This is a genomic window from Sinimarinibacterium arenosum (assembly GCF_005047655.1).
In the GTDB taxonomy this organism is placed as follows: domain Bacteria; phylum Pseudomonadota; class Gammaproteobacteria; order Nevskiales; family Nevskiaceae; genus Solimonas.
Genome location: NZ_SUKF01000005.1, coordinates 259,384 through 279,107, shown reverse-complemented (window position 1 = coordinate 279,107; position 19,724 = coordinate 259,384). Strand labels below are relative to the sequence as shown.

Genomic DNA, 19,724 nt, shown 5'->3' with positions numbered 1-19,724 from the left:
TTCGTAAGGATTTATTTCTGGAACTTTAGCTGCGCGGCGAGTTGGATGCTTGACAGCGCCGATATTCGAATCTAGGCCGATGCCCTCAATCCACAAACTTATCCACAGGCTGCCGCGATGCTGTTGACGACGGTTGCCGTCCCGGTGCCGCTGTCGCGCGCGTTCGACTACAGCGTGCCCGAGGCGATGGCCGCGCAGGTGCGTCGCGGCGTGCGTGTGCGGGTGCCGTTCGGGCGTCGCGAGCTGGTCGGCGTGGTGCTGCGCTCACCGGTCGAGCAGGCCGCTGGCGATACCGGGCTGCGATCGCTGAGCGAAGTTCTGGACGCTGCGCCGCTGCTGCCTCCGGAACTGCTGACGCTGTGCGAATGGGCAGCCGACTACTACCGGCACCCGCTGGGCGAGGTGTTGTCGGCGATGCTGCCGGGGCGTCTGCGCAAAGGCGCGGATGCGGTGTTGCAGCGACCGGCCGGATATCAGCTGCGCGCTGCCGGCCGGGAAGCCCTGGCGCAGCTGCCGGGACGCAACCGCGCGCAGCGCCAGCTGTTGACGCAGTTGCAGGACGGCCCCCTCAGCCGCGCGGCTCTGGGCGCGTCGATCGCGACGATCAAGGCGGCACTGGATCAGGGCTGGATCGAGGCGGTCGAGCTGCCGCCCGCGGCGCCGATGGTCACTGCGGCGTTGCCGACGCCCACTCCAGAACAGGCGACCGCGCTGGCCGAGATGGCGGCAGCGCCTGACGGCTTCAGCGTCACCCTGCTCGACGGGGTGACCGGCAGCGGCAAGACCGAGTTGTATCTGCGGCGCATCGCCGAGATGCTGGCGCAGGGCCGGCAGGCATTGGTGCTGGCGCCGGAGATCAGCCTGACGCCGCAGCTGGTGGAGCGCTTCGCCGCACGCTTCGGCGATGGGGTGCTGAGTTTCCACTCCGGCCTCGGTGATCGGGAGCGTGAGCAGGCCTGGTTGCGCGCCCGAGCCGGCGACGCGCGGGTCGTGATTGGTACGCGCTCGGCGGTGTGGCTGCCGTTTGCGCGACTCGGCCTGATCGTGGTCGACGAGGAGCACGACGCGTCGTACAAGCAGCAGGAGGGCTTCCGCTATTCGGCGCGGGATGTCGCGATCCTGCGCGCGCAGAAGCTGGGGTTGCCGGTGTTGCTCGGCAGCGCGACGCCGTCACTGGAGACTCTGCACAACGCGCAGCAGGGGCGTTACCAACATTTGCGTCTGCAACGCCGGGTGCACAGTGCGGCACCGCCGACCGTGCGCATTCTCGACGTGCGCAATCTGCCGCTGGATCACGGTCTGTCACAGCCTCTGCTGCAGGCGGCCGAGCGCCACCTGGAGGCCGGGGGGCAGGTGCTGTTGTTCCTGAATCGCCGCGGCTATGCGCCGGTGTTGTTGTGCCACGCCTGCGGCTGGAACGCGCCGTGCCCGCACTGCGACGCACACCTGACGCTGCATCGCGGCCGCGGTCTGTTGATCTGTCACCACTGTGGCGCACAGCAGCCGGCGCCGCATCGCTGCCCGGCCTGCGGTGCGCGCGAACTGATCGGCATCGGTGCCGGCACCGAGCGCATCGAACAGGCGCTGGCGAACCACTTTCCGCGCTACCGCGTCGCGCGGCTGGACTCGGACCGCATCACCAGTCCGAGCGCGTTGCAGGCGCAGCTCGATGCGGTGCGCGACGGCACTGTACAGATTCTGGTCGGCACCCAGATCATGGCCAAGGGCCACGATTTTCCCGGTCTGTCGCTGGTCGGCATCGTGTCGGCCGATCAGGCGCTTTACGGCAGCGATTTTCGCGCGATCGAGCGCATGGGCCAGCTGGTCACGCAGGTGTCCGGGCGTGCCGGGCGCACCGGGCAGACCGGGGAAGTGTGGTTGCAGACGCATCACCCGGAACACCCGCAGTTGCGGATGCTGGCCGAGCAGGGCTACGCGGCGCTGTGCGAACAGCTGCTGAAGGAGCGCAGCGACGCCGGGCTGCCACCGTATTCGCATCTGGCACTGCTGCGCGCCGAATCGCGCGAGGCCGATGTCGCACTGGCCTGGCTGGATCGGGCGCGGCCCCTGTTCGAGAACCCGCACGGGGTCATCGTGACCGATCCGGTGCCGTCGGGGATGGAGCGCCGCGGCGGCTATTGGCGCGCGCAGCTGTTGTTGATCGCGTCGCAGCGTGCGGCCTTGCAGCGCGTGCTTGCGGTGGCCCTGCCGCAGCTGGACGCCGTGCCCGGTGCACGCAAGCTGCGCTGGTCGATTGATGTCGACCCGTACGATTTGATGTAGCGCGGCGATCAGTGCAACGCCCACAAAAAAGCCCGCAGATGTGCGGGCTTTTTGTTTCCTGCGGGTCGCTCAGGCGCTGCGTGCCAGTCGCAGCCGGCGCTGTTCCACGGCACCCGCCAGATGGCGCAGCAGCTCGGTGGTGTCGTCCCAGTGGATGCAGGCATCGGTGACCGACTGGCCGTAGGTCATCTGATCACGCGGCCCGATTTCCTGCCGGCCTTCCTCGATATGCGATTCGATCATCACGCCCATGATGCGATCGTCGCCGCCGGAGATCTGATGCGCAACGTCCTGGCCAACGGTGATCTGGCGCTTGTGCTGCTTGTTCGAGTTGGCGTGCGAGAAGTCGATCATCACCTGCGGGCGCAGGCCGCCCTTGGTCAAGGCCGCGCAGGCCGCGTCGACGCTCTTGGCGTCGTAGTTGGTGCCGGCGCTGCCGCCGCGCAGGATGATGTGGCAATCCGGGTTGCCGTTGGTCTCGAAGATGGCCAGATGGCCGTCCCCTGTCATCGACAGGAAGCGGTGCGGATTGGCTGCAGACAGCGCTGCGTCGACGGCAACCTTGACGCTGCCCTCGGTGCCGTTCTTGAAGCCGACCGGACACGACAGGCCGGACGCCATCTCGCGATGCAACTGCGATTCGGTGGTGCGTGCGCCGATGGCGCCCCAGGCGACCAGATCGGTCAGGTACTGCGGGGTCAGGATGTCGAGGTATTCGACGCCCGCCGGCATGCCCTGTTCGTTGAGCTGCTGCAGCAACTTGCGGCCGACGCGCAGGCCGGTGTTGATGTCGAAGCTGTCATCCAGATGCGGATCGTTGATCAGACCCTTCCAGCCGACCGTGGTGCGCGGCTTCTCGAAATACACGCGCATGACGATCAGCAGGTTCTTGGCCAGCTGCTGCTTCAGCGGGGCCAGGCGCGCGGCATAGTCAAGCGCGGCATCGACGTCGTGGATCGAGCACGGGCCGACCACCACCAGCAGGCGGTCATCGCGTCCGTAGAGGATGTCCTGGATCTCGCGGCGGGCATCGAAGGTGGTCTTCAAGGCCGCTTCGGAAGCCGGAATCTCGGCCTGGATCTGCGCCGGCGTGGCGACTTCGCGGATCGACTTGATTCGCGTGTTTTCAGTGACAAAACGCATTGGAATAGCCCGTGCAGCAACAAAAAATTGGGCGCCGATGCTAACAGATCGGGCAGTTGACAACACGCAAGGAAGCGCTATCGCTGTGATAGCCGTCGCCTGGGGTGGCAAAACGGGCACAATGCCGCGGGTTCCCGAACACGAACAATGAACGCGATGACCCGACTGTCCCGATCCGCTGTGCTGACCCCTGTCGCGGTCATTCTGTTGCTGGCGTGCAGTGTCGGCCGCGCCGCGGCGGCGCCCCCGTTTGTATTCTCGACCTTCAACCAGGGCGCGCTGGCGCGGTTTGCCCCGCTGCCGGTGCCGGAGGCTGCGACCCCCGGTCCGGGCGCGCGCATCGCGCTGGACTGGACCAGCGAGAATCTGCTGAGCCAATCCGCCAGCGAGCAGATCCGCCTCGACGGCGAGACCGTGCGCCTGGGGCTGCAGTACCGCACGCAGTGGGCGGGGACGCTGTGGTCGCTTGAGCTGCCGCTGATGCTGACCGGCGGCGGTGTCCTGGATTCCAGCATCGAAACCTGGCATCGCTGGTTCGGCCTGCCCAATGGCGGCCGTGAACAGATTCCGCGCAACGAGTACCGCTACGTCTACGTTCGCGATGGTCGGACCGTGTTCGACATCAACGGCAGCGACGCCACCCTCGGCGACCTGCGCCTGGGTGCCGCGCGCTGCGCGGCCGACAGCTGTCTGCGGGCAATGCTGCAGCTGCCGAGTGGCGATGCTGATCGCCTGCTCGGCGGCGGCCTCGGGGCTTCGCTGTGGTACGAGCGGGGGTTTGCGCTGGATACGGCACAGCGCTGGACCGGGGCCATTGCGGGCGGCGCCGGCGTGGTCCGGGCCGAGGGTCCGCTGCAGGATCAGCAACGCTCCCTTCTGCCGTTCGGTTGGGCATCACTGGGCTATGCGCTGACGGCCCGTATCGATGCCGGCGCGCAGTTCTATCTGCACGCGCCGCTATATAGCGACAGCGATCTCGATGGGCTCAGTAGCCCCGGCGGACAGCTCGTTTTCGGATTCCGCTATCGCAGTGACAGCGGCGCGCAGTGGCGGGCCGGGATCCAGGAAGACGTGATCACCGAGTCTTCGCCGGACTTCGTGATTCACCTGAGTGCGGACTGGGGCGCTTAGGCGTCTGGCTCAGGCCAGATCGAACAGCAGCAGCTCGGCCGCGTCCCGCGTTTCGATTCCGAGCGCGGCTTCAGACTGCAGCATCAGTGCGTCACCGGCACCCATGGCCTGTCCGTTGGCGGTGATGCTGCCGCGCGCCACGTGCAGGTAGTAACGACGCGCCGGATCCAGCGGCTGCGTCAGCGCACGGCCGGCTGCGGGCCAGGCCAGCAGCACGCGCGCATCCTGCCGCAGATGCAGCGGCGCGCAACCGGGAGCACCCGCCGCGACCGGAATGAACCCGTCACCCAATGCCCCTGAGTCGAGCTGGAGTTGCTGATATCCGGGCTCTGTATTGCGCTCGTTGGGGGTAATCCAGATCTGCAGGAAGTGCACCGGGGTGTGGGCGCTGCCGTTCATTTCACTGTGCGTGATGCCGCTGCCGGCACTCATCAGCTGCAGCTCTCCAGGGCGCAGCGTGCCCATGCCGCCGGTAGAGTCACGGTGGCGGAGTTCGCCGTCGAGTACGTAGGTCAGAATCTCCATGCCCTGATGGGCATGGGGAGCGAAGCCCGCCCCCGCGACCACGCGGTCCTCGTTGATCACGCGCAGTGCGCCGAAATCCTCGTAGCGCGGATCGTAGTAGTCGCCGAACGAAAAACTGTGATCGCTGATCAGCCAGCCGTGCTCGGCATGACCGCGATCGGCCGTAGTGCGGAGTGTTTGCATGTCGGAGCGCCGGGCAGCGATGGAATTCTGCGAAAGCGGAGTCTGTAAGATGCGATCCACTGTAGAGGTCCGGTGGTGCGTATGAAAGCTCAATGTTTTGAGGCAAGCTTTCAAACCAGTTGAATCGAGCGGGCCCGGGAGGGGGAGATGCGGCTGAGTCTGGATGCCCTGGAGACACTCGACGCCATTGCGGAGCAGGGCAGCTTCGCGGCCGCCGCCGAGGTCCTGCATCGTGTGCCGTCCGCAGTGACCTACACCGTGCGCAAGCTTGAATCCGATCTGGGCGTGGCCCTGTTCGATCGCAGTGGCCGGCGTCCGGTATTGACGCCCGCGGGGCAGACGCTGCTGGAGCGCGGGCGTGAACTGTTGCGTCAGGCGGAGAGTCTGGAGAACCGTGTCAAGCAGGCCGCCCATGGCTGGGAAACCCAGCTGAGCATTGCCGTCGACGAGCTTGTGCCGGTGTCGCTGCTGTTTCCGTTGATCGCCGAGTTTGATTCGATGATCTGCGGCACGCGCCTGCGTCTGAGCACCGAGATTCTCGGGGGTGCCTGGGACGCGCTGGCTGACCGTCGTGCGGATCTGTCGGTGGCGGCGCCGGGGGAAGTGCCGCCGGGCTTGGGCCTGTCGACCGAGCGCATTGGCTACATGCACTTCGTGTTTGTCTGCGCGCCATTTCATCCGCTGGCCGAAGCGGCCGAACCGATTCCGGGATCGGTGCTGCAGCACTACCGCGCGGTGGTGGTGGCGGACTCGTCGCGACGCCTGACGCCGCGCAGTGCCGGCGTCGAAACCGGACAGGACACGCTGGTCATGTCGTCGCTTTCCGCCAAGCTCCAAGCCCAGATTGCCGGGCTCGGCGTCGGCTTTCTGCCGGCATATCTTGCAGCCCCGGATATTGCCGCCGGACGACTGGTCGTCCGTCAGGTTCAGAACGCCCGCGATCCGATTCCATTGCATCTGGCGTGGCGCTCCGGGGAGGATGGCCGGGCGTTGCGCTGGTTCAGGCAGCGCCTGCTCGATCACGCGGCTTTGCAGCGCTTGCTGACGCCGGACCACACCACTGCGGGAGTGAATTCATGATGTGCAATCGACACGCGCTGCTGTTCGTCGTGGCGCTGACAGTGCCCGGCTTCGCCGCTGCGCAGGACGACGCCCTGTCCGAGATTCCGGTGGCTTCGCTGTCGCCGGAGGCTGCCGCGGAAGCTCCGAGTGCGCAGCCGGGGCGACTCGCGCTGGGCCTGCGTGCCGGCAGTTCCGGGCTTGGTCTGGAGCTGGCGATGGCGCTGTCCCCGCGTCTGGATCTGCGTGCCGGCTACTACGGCGGCACTTACCGCGGCAGCGTCAACTATGACGGCATCGACTATGACGGCGATCTGACGGTTCAGGCTGGCGCTGCGATGCTGGATTTCCGCCCCTTCGGCGGCGGCTTTCGACTGACCGCCGGGGTCTATTCGGCGCCGCCGGACATCTCGTTCAGTCACACGGCCAACAACGAGACTTATCAGATCGGTGGTGCCGAATACACCGCTGATGGCCGCCTGGACGGCGACATCGACCTGGGCAGCGTGACGCCTTACGCCGGTATTGGCTGGGGTGGCGGCAGTGGTGCGCCGGGTTTTGCGATGAGTCTGGACGTCGGCGTGATGTTCGCGCAGTCGCCGTCGATCTCGTTGCAGGCGACGGGCCGTGCCTGCAATTCCAGCGTGCTGGCCTGTGATCCGAATGGACTCGCCGGTTTTGACGTCAATGACCCGAGCGATCCGCGCGCGCAGACCTTTCGCGACGAGCTGGAGCAGGAACGCCAGAATGTCGAAGACGATGTATCGAGCTACAACCTGTGGCCGGTCGTCAGCCTGGGGCTGCACTATCGCTTCTGAGTTACTCGCCGCGTGCGCGGCGGGGGCTCAACTCTGCATGGCGATGAAGCCGGGCTGACGCTCGACCCGGCGCAGCCAGGCTTCGATCTGCGGAAACTCACTGAGCTGATAGCCGCCCTGATGCGCGACGTGAGTGTAGGCGTACAGCGCGATGTCGGCGATGGTGTAGTCGTTGCCGGCGAGGAAGGCGGTCTTGCCGAGCTGCTGTTCCATCACGCCGAGCGCGGCATAGCCCTTGGGTCGTGTCTCGCGGATTCTGTCGCGCAGCGCTTCGCCTTTTCCGAGGTAGTGGACCCAGAAGCGCACGGTGGCGATCGCCGGTTCATGGCTGTACTGCTCGAAGAACAACCACTGCATGACTTGTGCGCGCTGCCAGCGTTCGCTGGGCAGTAGGGGACTGCCGTCAGCCAGATAGCACAGCATCGCGTTGGACTCCGCGAGCAGTCGGCCGTCCTCCAGTTCCAGCAGCGGCACCTTGCCATTGGGGTTCTTTGCCAGGAATTCCGGCGTGCGCGTCGCGCCGTGAATCAGGTCGACCTCGACCCAGCGATACGCAATGCCGAGCTGCCGCATCAGCAGCGCTGGCTTGTAGCAGTTGCCGCTGCCGGACATGCCGTAGAGCGTGTACATCGTCCGTCTCCCCGCTGTATCGCTCAGAAATAGTGGGTGTACTCGAGCTGCAGATAATCGTCGTCGCGCAGCAGATACAAAGGGTCCTGGGACTGGGCGTCCGCGAAGATGCGCAACTCGAGCGCCAGCTTGCCTGCTGAACCCAGCCGCCGGCTGGTCTCGACGCTGGCAAACAGGCCGCCATGATCGAGATCGACGACGACTCCAGCAAGGAACTCGGTGCTGGCAACGTCGTTGGGCGTGAGTCGTGTGCCGACGAACAGATCATTCTGGAACAGCGGTGGAATCTGCTGCGGTGGCAGCATGTTGCCCTGCAGGTCTTCCGCTGTCGGCAATGGCGCGGTGTCGTCGCCGCGGCTGTCCCACAGGTACTCCATCAGCAGGCTGGCGTCCCATGCGCTGTTGAACGCGCCGGCGTAGGTGTATTCGAAGCCGCCGGCTGCGGCGCCATAGTCGCGTGCGCGGCTGTCCTGGTAGATCGCTTCAAGTTTCCAGATCCAGTTGCCCGATACCAGATTCAGATCCAGCCCGGTCTGTTCGATCTGATCGTAGACCGGCACCAGATCGACACTGACGTCGTCGACCTGACCCTGCGCCAGTTGGCCGAGCAGGCCAGCGAGGCCGAGCTGGTCGAGCAACTGCGCCAGTGCACCGGGATCGCTGGTGGTCACGCGCGGTGCAAAGCGCGGCGAGCGGCCGGTGCCGTTGAAATACGACAGGCCCAGATCGAACAGGCTGGTCGACAGACTCCAGCGCAGCGCGCCGTCGACATGATGTTCCTCATCGGAGGATTCGTAGATCGCGTCGTTCTGCGCATAGGTGAATTCGGAGCGGAAGCGACCGTCGGGTCCGGGCAGGGTGCGTTCGCGGAAGTACGGCAGCACGAATCCGGTGAAGACGCCGGCATCGGTGGTCCATGACAGCATCGCCATCGGTTGTCCGAGCTTGTCCTCCCCATCGATGTTCTCGACCTGATCGGTCTGGTTGATGATGTCGACCAGATGCACCGATTCGGTCACGCCCCAGAACACGCGGCTGACACCCAGGCGCAGATCGAAGTTGCCGAAACGCTGCTGCAGCGCCAGCTCGCGCAGGTCGATGTGGCTGCGCTCCTCGTCGATCGAATCCCAGCGTGCAAACGGTGTGATGGTGGCGCTGGTGTTGCGGCTCCACTCGACATACAGCTCCGGTTCCAATGACAGCGATGCACTGGCCGCTGCGCCATTCTGTCCGGCATATGCCGGATCATGCAGATAGCCGCGGCCCTCAGCGGACAGAGCGGCGCTGAACTTTGTGCGTGACTCGTCGGCGGCGACGCTGGCGGATGCCAGCAGCAGTGCGCTGCCGAGTGCTACGGCCCGGGCTGGATTCATCGGCTGCAGTCCCTGGTTCAGCGTGCGTTATTCAGGCTCGCCTGGTCGAAGTCGCGTTCGCTCAGGCCGCTGCCGAAAACATAGTTCTTGAACAGCAGAGTGGTCGACTTGCCGGTCTGGTGATTGACCATATCCATGCGGCCCGGGCGCCAATGCTTGTTCTGATACTGCTGGTAGTCCTTCGCCGTCAGCGTCTTCAGCAGACTTTGCTTGCGATCGTAGAACTCGACTTTCTGCACGCGGTACTCGGCCTGGTCGATCCACGCCACCTGCCGTGTGTAGCCAGAGTCCGGATCAGCCGGAACGCGTTCGATCACGAAGCAGTTCACGCCGTCGACGGCCTCGTCGCGCAGCCAGGTGTAGCTGTACTTCTCGATCTCCTGCGAACCCATGTCCTCGTAGGCGAACTCGCTGCCCATGAATGGGCCCGACTTGTTCTTGCCGGCGATGCGCTTGACCCGCTTCAGCGCCGGCAGATACAGCCAGCGGTCGTCGTCGCCGGTCTTGTGCGAGAACGTCAGCAGCGCGGTGCCTTCGACGTCCTTCGGCTGATCGAAGATGATCAGCGACTTGTCGCCGTCGCCTTCCACTTCCAGCGACTTCACGCGAATCTCGCGCGCCGCTTCGTCGCCGGCCCGATTGCGCAGGATCATCTCCATCGTCGCTGAACTGTCGCCATAGCCCAGGTCGCGGTGGTCGGCTTCGGTCGCGATCGCCAGGCCTTTCTCGGCTGGCGTCTCGGCGTGGGCCGGCAGCGCGACGCTGAAGCTTGCGGCGAGCGCCAGCGAGGGCAGCAGTGCAGAAATACGCATGTATCTTCTCCTCGAATCAATACGGACAGTGCGGCCAGTGTGGCCGTGGTTATGGGGCGGCGCGTAGTGGGCGCAGCGATTCCAGATAGGCCTCAAGCCCGCGCATCGCGGCGTCAAAAAATGCGGGTGACTGTTTGGCCTTGGCCAGGCCGACAGAGCCTTCGGCAGTGCTGATGATGAGCGCCGAAACCTGTTCAGCATCAACGTCCTTGCGGACTGAGCCGTTGGCCTGTCCCCGGCGTATGCCGACGATGACGCCTTCGTGCCAGTCGTGCAGGATGTGCTGCAGACGCTCGCGAAAACCGCGGTCGAGCGGCGACATTTCATTGATCAGGTTGTTGAACGGGCAGCCGTACTGCAGCGCCTGTTCGGAGCGTGCACGGGCGAGTTCCCGACACAGCGCGAGCGCCGCATCAATGACATTCCCGGCTTCCAGAATCGGTTTCCACAGGGCTTCAACCCACGGCCGCACGACCTCGTCGACCACCGCATAGCCGAGCGCGGTCTTGCTGCCGAAGTGGTGATACAGCGCGCCCTTGGTGACGCCGCTGGATTCGAGAATGGCGTCGAGGCTGGCGGCGCGAAAGCCCGAACGATGAATCTCGTCGAATGCGCACTGCAGCAGCTGCTGCCGCGTCAGATCGGGCTGACGCCGCACGCCGGCCTTGGTGGGCGCCCTGGCCTGTTGCGGTGACATTGAGTGATTTGCGGCGCTGGCCTTCATTGGGCGCTCCGATTACATACCGCCTAGTATGTCGTTGTGCCCTCCGCTGTCAAACCCTATCTGCAGGGGGAACGGATTGCGTTGTCGCGACGCAGCTGTGTACATAATGCGGCATCCGTCGGGAGCCTGGATTCATGGATGCGCAGCAACGGATTATTGAACTGGTGCGTGCCGTCGAAGCGCGCGGACCGCTGGACGCCGCAGCGGTGCTCAGTCGCGAATCGGTCGAGCGGGTCGCCGCGGTGCTGCAGGCGCTGCCGCCGATGCGCGCGCGTGACATCGCCTCGCATTTGCCGGAGTCGTTGCGCGATCGCGTGACGCCGGCGTCAGCCGCCGGCTTGAGAGTGGCGATTCCCAATACCGTTGGCGAGCTGATGGAGCCGGCGCTGGGCGTGCTGCCGGACAGTGTCAGTGTGCAGGACGCGATCGCGTTTCTGCGCGCATCCGATCAGGCGCGGCGCATCACCTATCTGTATGCGGTTGACGCTGATGAGCGCCTCAGCGGGGTGGTGGTCATCCGCGACCTGCTGTTGTCGCGGCCCGAGCAGCCGCTGTCCGAAGTGATGCTGGCAGAGCCGTTTTCGTTGACTGCCGCAACCGAAATCGGCGACGCGATCGATGCCGCGCTGCACCGACACTATCCGGTGTATCCGGTGGTGGATGCTGCGGGGCGGCTGCAAGGCGTGATTCGCGGATGGCAATTGTTCGAGCAGCAGGCGGTCGAGATTACTGCGCAGAGCGGGCGCATGGTCGGTATCGACGGGGCCGAGCGCGTCTACACGGGGTTTTGGGAGGCGCTGCGGCGGCGGCATCCGTGGCTGCAGGTGAATCTGCTGACCGCATTCATGGCCGCGTTCGTCGTCGGAGCGTTCGCTGACACGATCTCACGCGTGGTGGCGCTGGCGGCGTTTCTGCCGGTGCTGGCGGGCCAGAGTGGCAACACCGGCTCCCAGGCGATGGCGATTACGCTGCGCGGTTTGACCCTGGGTGATCTGGAAGCGCTCTCGATTCCTGCGCTGGTGCGCAAGGAAGCCTTGCTCGGCGCCTGCAACGGAGCGCTGGTCGGACTGGTGGCCGCCGCCGCCATGTGGGCGTACGCAATGATGTCGGGCTTCCCCGACGCGCCGCAGCTGGCCGTGGTGATTTGGCTGGCGATGGTCGGTTCCTGTGTCGCCAGCGGTATCTTCGGTGTGCTGGTGCCGGTGACCCTGCGCCGCATCGGTGCCGATCCTGCAACCGCCAGCAGCATTTTCCTGACGACGTTCACCGACATTTTCGGCATGGGCCTGATGTTGCTGCTGGCGGTGTGGCTGGTTCACTAGGCAAGCGGCAGCAGTGTCGCCGTAGATTGGGCACACTATGCGGCACTTATGCGCGCACTCATTCTGATCACGTTGACGCTGCTGGTTGCGGCCTGCGGCAACCCTGGACCGCGGCGCGGTGCCCCGCCTGGATCGATGGACGCTCTGGGTCCTTACAAGGCGAAGTTCGAAACAGCCGATGCCAATGGCGACGAGCGGCTGAGCCGTGATGAGGTTGAGGCCGGTCTGCCGGAATTGCTGCCGCGCTTCGAAACCGTTGATACCGATCACAACAACCTGATCTCGAGCGCCGAGCTGTCGAGCTATCTGGAGTGGCAGCGCATCGTCAAGGCGCCGCCGCAGAAAGCTCAACGCACTCAATGACGCTGATCGACGTCGCAATTGTCGGCGTCGGCTTTGCTTCTGCGACGCTGTCCGGCGTCGCCGGTCTGGGCGGCGGGACCATCCTGATCGGCGTGTTCTACGCCGTGGGGATGGCGCCGGCAGAGGCGGTGCCGCTGTTTGCCGCGGTGCAGTTCGTTTCCAACAGCTCACGCACCCTGGCCTATGTCAGACATGTCGAGTGGCATGCGGCCGGCTGGTTTCTGCTGGCGGCTTTGCCCGCGACCTTCATGGTTGCGCCGTTCGTTGCCAACATCGACGTTGCCTGGGTGCGCCTGATCCTGGCTGGGCTGATTCTGGCCTCGCTGGTGCCGACGCATGCCGTGCGCAAACCGCTGGGCGCGCGCCCAGCGTTTGTCATGGCTGGCTTACTCAATGGTTCGGTCGGCATGTTTGTCGGTGCCACCGGACTGATTGTCGGCCGGCTGTTCTTTCGCCCCGAGTGGCGCAAGGAAACCACCATCGGCACCTTGGCACTGACCCAGATGCTCGGCCACGGTCTGCGTGTGATCGCCTATGGTTGGGTGGGGTTCAATGCTTTCGCGCGGCCGCTGCTGTTGCTGCTGTTGTGCGCGGCGGTGATCGGCGGCACGGCACTGGGCAAGCGCCTCAACGGCCGGGTCAGCGAACAGCAGTTCGCGCGTCTGTTCAGGGTGATCCTGGTCGTTCTGTCACTGAAGCTGGCGTACGACGGTTTCATCGGCCTATGGGAGCAATGAAAGGATGAGCCTAAAACTGGATGCGGCCCAGGTCGAATCCGCAATTCGTGGCGGTTTACGTGTGGCTGATCGCAGCGGGCTGCGCGTCGAGGTGGTTAGTGAGGGGTACGCGCGGGTGCGGGTGCCGTTCGACGACAGCATGCTGCGGCCGGGTGACGTGATTTCCGGGCCGACGTTGTTCATGGTGGCGGACTCGGCGATGTACGCCTTGGTGCTTGCGCATATCGGGCCGCAGCTGATGGCGGTGACGGCCAACTTCAACATGAATTTTCTGAACAAGGCGCGCCCGGGCGATGTGATTGGCGAGGCGCGTCTGCTGAAACTGGGCCGGCGGCTGGTGGTGATGGAGGTCGCGCTGAAGATCGACGACGACCCGACCGTGGTTGCACACGTCACCGGCAGCTACGCCCTCCCACCGGCCTGACGCCGCATTGCCACGTTAGGCGGCTCCAAAAAAAAACCGCACCGGCCTGCGCCGATGCGGTGTGATGGATCCGCAGGTGCCTTACTCGATAACCTTCAGCACCACGCGACGGTTTTCCGCACGGCCGGCTTCGTCGTCGTTGGAGACGATGGGCCGTGATTCACCGTAGCCGACGGGCTGCATGCGATCGCCATCGACGCCTTGACCTGCCAGGTAGGTCTTGACCGCGTTGGCGCGGCGCTCGGACAAGCCGAGGTTATACGCGTCCGAGCCGATGTTGTCGGTGTGGCCTTCAACGTCGACCTTCACCCCCTTGTAGGCGTTCAGCGTGGCGCCGACCTGATTCAGGATCACGCGCGCTTCCGGGGTCAGACGGTCGGAGTCGAATTCGAAATTGACGCCGCGCAGGATGAAGCTCTGATCGACCGCGCAGCCGTTTTCGTCGACCTGTTCGCCGGGGCGCGGACGACGGCAGTCGCCGGTCAGGGCGCATCCGTTGGGCAGCACCTTGGCGCCCGGCGGTGACTTCGGGCATTCGTCCATGTGGTCCGGCACGCCGTCACCGTCGGAATCCAGCGGGCAACCATCGGCGCCGACCGCCACACCCTGCGGCGTGTTCGGGCACTTGTCCTTGTAGTCGGGTACACCATCGCCGTCGGTATCGGTCAGCGGGCAGCCATCCGGACCGACCTGGGTCCCGGCCGGAGTGCCGGCGCACTGGTCGAGGCTGTCGGGCACGCCGTCGCCGTCGGAATCCAGCGGGCAGCCATTGGCGCCGACTGCGACACCCTTGGGCGTATTCGGGCACTCATCCTTGTAGTCGGGGACGCCGTCACTGTCGGTATCCAGCGGGCAGCCGCGGCTGTCGACCGCCGCACCCTGCGGGGTGTTCGGACACTTGTCGTTGCGATCCCGCACTCCATCGCCATCGCTGTCGAGGCCGGCGCCGCCAAAGAAGTAGCGCAGACCGAGACCGACGTTGTGCGACTGGTATTCGGTGCTGACGTTGCCGCCGTCCGAGGTCTCGAACGTCGGATCGTCTGCGGTGACGAAGCGGTAGTCCAGCGACAACATCATGTGCTCATTGATGTTGACGCCGACACCGGCGCCGAGCTGGTAGGTCAGGCCGCCGTCGTTCTCGTCGAGATCACCGGAAACCTGCGTGTTCTGATACCCCAGTCCGGCACCGACGTATGGAATCACCGGGCCGCCGAAGTCGAGGTCGTACCAGAGGTTGCCCATGAAGCGCAGGGCGCGCAGGCTGTTGCTGCTGCTGTTGGTCTGCGAGGCACCGGCCAGCTCCAGCGTGACCGTATCCCAGTCACTCTCGGTGTAGGCCAGACTAAATTCAGGACGCAGACCGCCTTCGAACAGATAGCCGACCGTCATCTCGCCGGTAAAGCCGTCCTTGAACCTGACCAGCGTGCGGAAGTTCTGGTCGGCGGTTGGGTCGATGGCCTCGCTGCCCGGAATGTCCGGGCCCAGCAGACCCAGCAGGCAGCCGTCGGGTCCGGTGCCGCCGAGTGACCCGATCAGACTGCCGAGGCCGAGCAGATCGCCGAGCAGGCAGTTGCGGGAAGGGTCGGTGGCCGGCGTGCCGGCCGTGCCGGGCACGAAGGTGTTGCCGTCGGAGTCCGACGTCATCGTGTAGTACGCGTCGAAGCCGTAATACCAGCCGGCCTCGTAGGCGGAAGCGGGATGAGTGAACAGTGCGCCCAGTACGGCGGCGGAGGCAAAAGCGAAGGACTTGGCGGTGTGGCCAATCACTTTGCGGGAAGGCATGTGAACCATCCTATTCAGCGTGGAACGAGGTGGGGAGGAGTGCGCTTTTCCCGCGAGCAGGCGCGGGGCGGCGGCTAGCCTACAGGGAAGGTCATGCCGCCGCTATATGGCAATGGTTCGCTATCTGCGAAGTCCTACACGTTCGGGGATCACCCCGGAATTCGCTGTGCGAATCAGTCGGCCAGCAGGCGTCCGCGCGTCTCAATCACCCAGGGTGTCAGCAACACGCCAACGGCAGGAATGACGCCGACCCAGAACAGGATCTGCACCGCACTGCTCGCGCCCTGCGAGGCGATCACGCCGACCAGAAACGGTCCGCCGGCCGCGATCACGCGGCCGACGTTGTAGCAGAAGCCCGATCCGGTCGCGCGCAGACGCGTCGGGAACAGTTCGGGCAGGTAGTAGGTGAAGCTGCCGAATACGCCGAACACCGAGATGCCGATCGCGGCGTACATGTACAGCCGTGCCACTGCCGGCAGCGCGTCGCTGAAGGTGACGAAGATCGACAATGCCGATGCGGCGAAGTAGATCCCGAACATCGGGCGTCGCCCCATGTGGGTTGCGATCGGAATCGTCAGCAAGGTGCCGACCAGACCGCCGAGATTGAAGCAGGCCGTGGCGGTGTACTTCCAGTTCTCGACCAGCGCCAGCGTCGCGCTGCGATCCAGTCCGCGACTGGCGGCTTCGGTCTGGGCCAGATGTGACACCACGACTGGAATGAAGGCGTTGCAGCTCCACCAGGTCAGCAAGGCGACCACGGCCATCATCACGCCGCTGATGGTGATTCGGCGATATTCGGGGCCGAACAACTCGACCAGCCGCGGCGGCGCGGCCGCCGCCGCAACCTGCTTCCAGCGCTCCGGCTCCTTCAGGAACACGCGCACCACCGACGCTGCGGCGACCGGAATCAGACCGAATAGGAACACGTAGCGCCACGACACTTCCGGCTGGTCGGCCAGCCAGTGGCCGGCCACCTGCAGGTTGACGAAGGTGGCCAGGAACAGGCCCATCGGAGCCGAGGTATACAGCAGCGCGCCAGCAGTCACTCGCTTGTTCTCGGGGACAACCTCGGCCACCATCGACGCGCCCGCAGCCCACTCGCCGCCGATGCCCAGTGACGCGATGATGCGGAATACCAGCAGCACCCAGATGTTCGGCGCGAACGCGCAGGCGGCGGTGCCGACGGCGTACATCGTCATCGTCAGCAACAGCGTGCGTCTGCGTCCGATGCGGTCGCAGACCAGACCGAACAGAATGCCGCCGACAGCCCAGCCGAGAAGCAACACCGAGGTCAGCAGCCCAGTCCAGAACAGTGTGGCCTGCTTGGCTTCCGGTGAACCGATCGGGAGGTTCAGCAGGGTCGGCACGCAGTTGGGCGCGACGTAGTTGAATAGCAGTCCGTCGAATACATCGAAGCCCCAGCCGAGCCAAGCGGCAAACAATACGGTCCACTGGTAGCGGCTCAAGCCCAGCATGGTGATCCCCCGAAACAGAATGTGTGCGTCCCCGGCCGGGATTGTAGCGGCAGCAAACACAATGCGGCGATCAGCGTCGCGGACGCATACACTGCGCTCATGCAATGGAGAGTCGAGATGAAATACGTGATCGGACTGTGTGTGGCATTGCTCATCGGTGGTTGCGATGGTGCGGATCGCGGCAATCGGCCGGTACCGAAAGCGGAGCAGGGACGCGAGGAGACGCAGGGCATCCGCAATACCGAAGCGGTCGGCTACGCTGGCGATGCGATTGCGGACAAGGTCGACGCGGCGCTCGACGCCAACGATGAACGCAAGCAGCAGCTCGACGCCGAGATCGACGAACAGACGAAATAGACCAGGGTCGGGGCGCGGCGTATCCGTCGCAAGCCACGAGCTATGACCTTGCGGTGAGAGCGTGCTCCCGCTCGGAGTGACGCGGGAATCAGAACGGCGGGGGTGCGTGTTCGCGGTGATGCATCAGGATGCGGCGATAGGCGTCCGGATCCTTGATGTGAACGACGTCGCCTTCACGCGGGAAGGTCCAGTCGTACAGGCGTGACAGCCAGAAGCGCAGCGCGGCCGCGCGCAGCACCAGTGGCCAGGCGGCACGCTCGGCATCGTCCAGCTCGCGCCGGGCGCAATAGGCCGACACCAGTGCGCGCCAGCGCGCCGGATTGAGCTGACCGTCGGCATCAAAGCACCAGTCGTTCGCCGTGATGGCGAGGTCGTACAGCAGTGCGTCGTTGCAGGCGTAGTAGAAGTCGATCACGCCGGTCAGCCGGTCCTCGACAAACAGCACGTTGTCGCGGAACAGGTCGGCGTGAATCACGCCCTGTGGCAGTGCCGCCAGATCAAAGCGTGCCTGGGTTTCGAGCTCGTCGATGATCAGGTCGCGGATCGCCGCATCAGACGTCTTGCTGGCGAGCAGTTGGCCGGTCTGCTGGCGCCACGCAGCGCCGCGCGAATTGGCGCAGAAGCCGGGATACGATCGTCCAATCACATGCAGATCACCGAGTGCGCGACCGACTTGTTCGCATTGTTCCAGGCTCGGGAACAGCACGCTCTGCCCGGTCAGCCGTCGCACCAGCGCTGCCGGCTTGCCGTTCAGTGTGGTCAGCGTCTGCCCGCCGCGCGTGTGCAGCGGCATCGCACTGGCCAGTCCGTGCGCGGCCAGGTGTTCCATCAGTCCGAGAAAGTACGGCAGGTCATCGTAGTTCAGCCGTTCGAACAAGGTCAGAACCCAGCGGCCGTCTTCGGTATCGACGAAGTAATTGGTGTTCTCGACGCCTTCGCCAATGCCCTGAAAGCCGATCAGCTTGCCGAGCGGGTACTGCTTCAGAAAGGTGCCAAGTTCGGCATGGCTGACTTTGGTGAAGACGGACATGGTGCGGATGAGGCGTCGAAAAGGGGCGCTTATCGTCTCATACCGCAGCGGCTCGCGGTTTCAGCGCCGCCAGAATCCCGGGGTGAAGATGATCAGCACGGTGAAGATTTCCAGGCGTCCGATCAGCATCGTCAGGATCAGTACCCATTTTCCGAAATCGCTGACGCTGGCCATGGTCGCGTTGAGCGGACCCAGGCCCGGGCCTTCGTTGTTGATGCATGCGGCGACCGCGGACAGCGCAGTCACCGGATCCAGACCGGTGCCGATCATCACCAGAGTCAACAGGATCGTCAGTCCAACATAGACCGAGAAAAACGCAGCGACGGCGTAGACGATTTCATCCGGAACCGATTTGCCGCCAAGCTTCAGTGGAATCGTTGCGCTCGGGTGCAGCAGGCGCTGCATTTCGCGACTGATCTGTTTGACGACCATGACCACGCGCGTGACCTTGATGCCGCCGGAGGTGGATCCCGCACAACCGACCAGGAAGCCGGACAACAGCACCAGCAGGGGCACAAAGCCCGGCCATGGCGTCGGGTCGGCGGTGGCGAAACCGGCGGTGGTGCCGAAGGAAATCACCTGGAACAGGCCAATGCGGATGGCTGTTCCCAGCGAGTCATAGGTGCCGGACCACCACAGCGGAATGCTGACCAGCAGACCGAACACGGCGACGATGATCAGAAACGCACGAAACTCGGTATCACGGAAATACGTCAGGATCGAGCGACTGCGAAACGCCATGAAATGGAGCGCAAAGTTCATCGCTCCGGCGAGCATGAAGACCATGACTGCAATTTCGATCGGCAGGCTCTGGTAATGGCCGATGCTGGCGTCATGAGTGGAGAAGCCACCGGTAGAGATGGTCGACATCGCATGACAGACCGCGTCGAAAAACGTCATGCCGAGCAGCCAGTAGGTCAGCCCGCAGACTACCGTCAAGGTCAGGTAGATGATCCACAGTGCACGCGCGGTACTGGCGATGCGCGGGGTCAGTTTTGAATCCTTCATTGGCCCCGGCGTTTCGGCACGGTACAGCTGCATGCCGCCGATGCCGAGCATCGGCAGCAGCGCGACCGCCAACACGATCACACCCATGCCGCCGAGCCAGTGCAGCTGCACGCGATAGAACAGGATTGCCTTGGGCATGCTGTCGAGCCCGCTGGCGACGGTGGCACCGGTGGTCGTCAGGCCGGAAGCCGATTCGAACATCGCATCGACGAAGCTGACCCAGCCGGTATGGGTAACGTACAGCGGGATCGCACCGAAGATCGACAGCACCAGCCAGAACAGCACCACCACCAGAAAGCCGTCGCGTGTTTTCAGCTCGACGTTGAGACGGCGCACCGGCCACCACACCAGTGCTCCTGCGGTCAGCGTGATCCAGCTGGCATCGAGAAAGGCGTCGGACACGCCCTCTTCCAGGATGCTGCTGATCAGCAGCGGCGGCAGCATCGTGATGGAGAACAGCATCAGCAGCATGCCGCTGACTTTCTGCACCGCTGCGTAGCGGTGCGCGGACGACGCTCTTGGAATGGCGGCGACGCGTGCCATGG

Annotated in this window: 19 protein-coding genes; 9 read left to right on the top strand and 10 right to left on the bottom strand. The window is 64.7% G+C overall.

What is annotated here, in order from left to right:
• The first annotated feature begins 117 nt into the window (after positions 1-117).
• Positions 118-2,283, top strand: coding sequence for a primosomal protein N' (locus E4T66_RS12275; protein ID WP_136849334.1), 2,166 nt, complete (start codon positions 118-120; stop codon positions 2,281-2,283).
• 69 nt (positions 2,284-2,352) lie between these two features.
• Here the strand turns inward: E4T66_RS12275 and E4T66_RS12270 are convergent, their stop codons facing one another.
• Positions 2,353-3,426: a 3-deoxy-7-phosphoheptulonate synthase gene (locus E4T66_RS12270; RefSeq protein ID WP_136849333.1), complete on the bottom strand. Its 1,074-nt coding sequence runs from the start codon at positions 3,424-3,426 to the stop codon at positions 2,353-2,355.
• 156 nt (positions 3,427-3,582) lie between these two features.
• Between E4T66_RS12270 and E4T66_RS12265 the strand changes: the two genes are divergently transcribed.
• Positions 3,583-4,557 (top strand): DUF3187 family protein, encoded by a 975-nt coding sequence (locus E4T66_RS12265; protein WP_211242889.1) that lies wholly within the window; start codon positions 3,583-3,585, stop codon positions 4,555-4,557.
• A 9-nt stretch (positions 4,558-4,566) separates the two neighbouring features.
• Here E4T66_RS12265 and E4T66_RS12260 read toward each other — a convergent pair whose 3' ends face one another.
• A complete protein-coding gene (locus E4T66_RS12260; protein ID WP_136849331.1) occupies positions 4,567-5,265 on the bottom strand; it encodes a pirin family protein in 699 nt (232 codons plus the stop codon).
• 147 nt (positions 5,266-5,412) lie between these two features.
• On the opposite strand from E4T66_RS12260, the gene E4T66_RS12255 reads away from it, so the two are divergent.
• Positions 5,413-6,345 (top strand): LysR family transcriptional regulator, encoded by a 933-nt coding sequence (locus E4T66_RS12255; RefSeq protein ID WP_136849330.1) that lies wholly within the window; start codon positions 5,413-5,415, stop codon positions 6,343-6,345.
• Positions 6,342-7,142, top strand: a complete 801-nt coding sequence (locus tag E4T66_RS12250; protein WP_136849329.1) for a hypothetical protein — start codon at positions 6,342-6,344, stop codon at positions 7,140-7,142. Before E4T66_RS12255 ends, E4T66_RS12250 begins: the two co-directional genes overlap by 4 nt.
• Before the next feature lie 27 nt (positions 7,143-7,169).
• Here the strand turns inward: E4T66_RS12250 and E4T66_RS12245 are convergent, their stop codons facing one another.
• The 4 genes from E4T66_RS12245 to E4T66_RS12230 are packed head-to-tail and all read right to left on the bottom strand — an operon-like array spanning position 7,170 to position 10,681.
• Positions 7,170-7,772 (bottom strand): glutathione S-transferase family protein, encoded by a 603-nt coding sequence (locus tag E4T66_RS12245; RefSeq protein ID WP_136849328.1) that lies wholly within the window; start codon positions 7,770-7,772, stop codon positions 7,170-7,172.
• A 23-nt stretch (positions 7,773-7,795) separates the two neighbouring features.
• Complete coding sequence (locus E4T66_RS12240) at positions 7,796-9,145, bottom strand: hypothetical protein (protein WP_136849327.1); 1,350 nt, start codon at positions 9,143-9,145, stop codon at positions 7,796-7,798.
• A gap of 17 nt (positions 9,146-9,162) precedes the next feature.
• On the bottom strand, positions 9,163-9,957 hold the full coding sequence (locus E4T66_RS12235; RefSeq protein WP_136849326.1) for an outer membrane lipoprotein-sorting protein: 795 nt from the start codon (positions 9,955-9,957) through the stop codon (positions 9,163-9,165).
• A 49-nt stretch (positions 9,958-10,006) separates the two neighbouring features.
• Positions 10,007-10,681 carry a TetR/AcrR family transcriptional regulator gene (locus E4T66_RS12230; RefSeq protein ID WP_136849325.1) on the bottom strand — a complete coding sequence of 225 codons (675 nt, stop codon included), beginning with the start codon at positions 10,679-10,681 and terminating at the stop codon, positions 10,007-10,009.
• 134 nt (positions 10,682-10,815) lie between these two features.
• Here E4T66_RS12230 and E4T66_RS12225 point away from each other — a divergent pair, with 134 nt between their 5' ends.
• Genes E4T66_RS12225 through E4T66_RS12210 form a run of 4 tightly spaced genes read left to right on the top strand, consistent with a single transcriptional unit; the run spans position 10,816 to position 13,527 of the window.
• Positions 10,816-12,003, top strand: a complete 1,188-nt coding sequence (locus E4T66_RS12225; RefSeq protein WP_136849324.1) for a magnesium transporter — start codon at positions 10,816-10,818, stop codon at positions 12,001-12,003.
• 48 nt (positions 12,004-12,051) lie between these two features.
• Positions 12,052-12,366 (top strand): EF-hand domain-containing protein, encoded by a 315-nt coding sequence (locus E4T66_RS12220; protein ID WP_136849323.1) that lies wholly within the window; start codon positions 12,052-12,054, stop codon positions 12,364-12,366.
• A complete protein-coding gene (locus E4T66_RS12215; RefSeq protein ID WP_136849322.1) occupies positions 12,363-13,103 on the top strand; it encodes a sulfite exporter TauE/SafE family protein in 741 nt (246 codons plus the stop codon). The genes E4T66_RS12220 and E4T66_RS12215 overlap by 4 nt, the downstream gene beginning before the upstream one ends.
• Positions 13,104-13,107: 4 nt before the next feature.
• Positions 13,108-13,527 (top strand): PaaI family thioesterase, encoded by a 420-nt coding sequence (locus E4T66_RS12210; RefSeq protein WP_136849321.1) that lies wholly within the window; start codon positions 13,108-13,110, stop codon positions 13,525-13,527.
• 81 nt (positions 13,528-13,608) lie between these two features.
• On the opposite strand, the gene E4T66_RS12205 is transcribed toward E4T66_RS12210, so the two are convergent.
• Both E4T66_RS12205 and E4T66_RS12200 read right to left on the bottom strand, forming a co-directional pair.
• Positions 13,609-15,309: a thrombospondin type 3 repeat-containing protein gene (locus tag E4T66_RS12205; RefSeq protein ID WP_169577596.1), complete on the bottom strand. Its 1,701-nt coding sequence runs from the start codon at positions 15,307-15,309 to the stop codon at positions 13,609-13,611.
• Positions 15,310-15,482: 173 nt separating this feature from the next.
• Entirely contained in the window at positions 15,483-16,784 is a 1,302-nt protein-coding gene (locus E4T66_RS12200) for an MFS transporter (RefSeq protein ID WP_136849319.1), read from the bottom strand.
• 117 nt (positions 16,785-16,901) lie between these two features.
• On the opposite strand from E4T66_RS12200, the gene E4T66_RS12195 reads away from it, so the two are divergent.
• Positions 16,902-17,141, top strand: a complete 240-nt coding sequence (locus E4T66_RS12195; RefSeq protein WP_136849318.1) for a hypothetical protein — start codon at positions 16,902-16,904, stop codon at positions 17,139-17,141.
• Between the two features lie 88 nt (positions 17,142-17,229).
• Here E4T66_RS12195 and E4T66_RS12190 read toward each other — a convergent pair whose 3' ends face one another.
• Both E4T66_RS12190 and E4T66_RS12185 read right to left on the bottom strand, forming a co-directional pair.
• Positions 17,230-18,171: a homoserine kinase gene (locus tag E4T66_RS12190; protein WP_136849317.1), complete on the bottom strand. Its 942-nt coding sequence runs from the start codon at positions 18,169-18,171 to the stop codon at positions 17,230-17,232.
• A gap of 60 nt (positions 18,172-18,231) precedes the next feature.
• Positions 18,232-19,722 carry a TrkH family potassium uptake protein gene (locus E4T66_RS12185; RefSeq protein ID WP_136849316.1) on the bottom strand — a complete coding sequence of 497 codons (1,491 nt, stop codon included), beginning with the start codon at positions 19,720-19,722 and terminating at the stop codon, positions 18,232-18,234.
• Between the last annotated feature and the right edge of the window lie 2 nt (positions 19,723-19,724).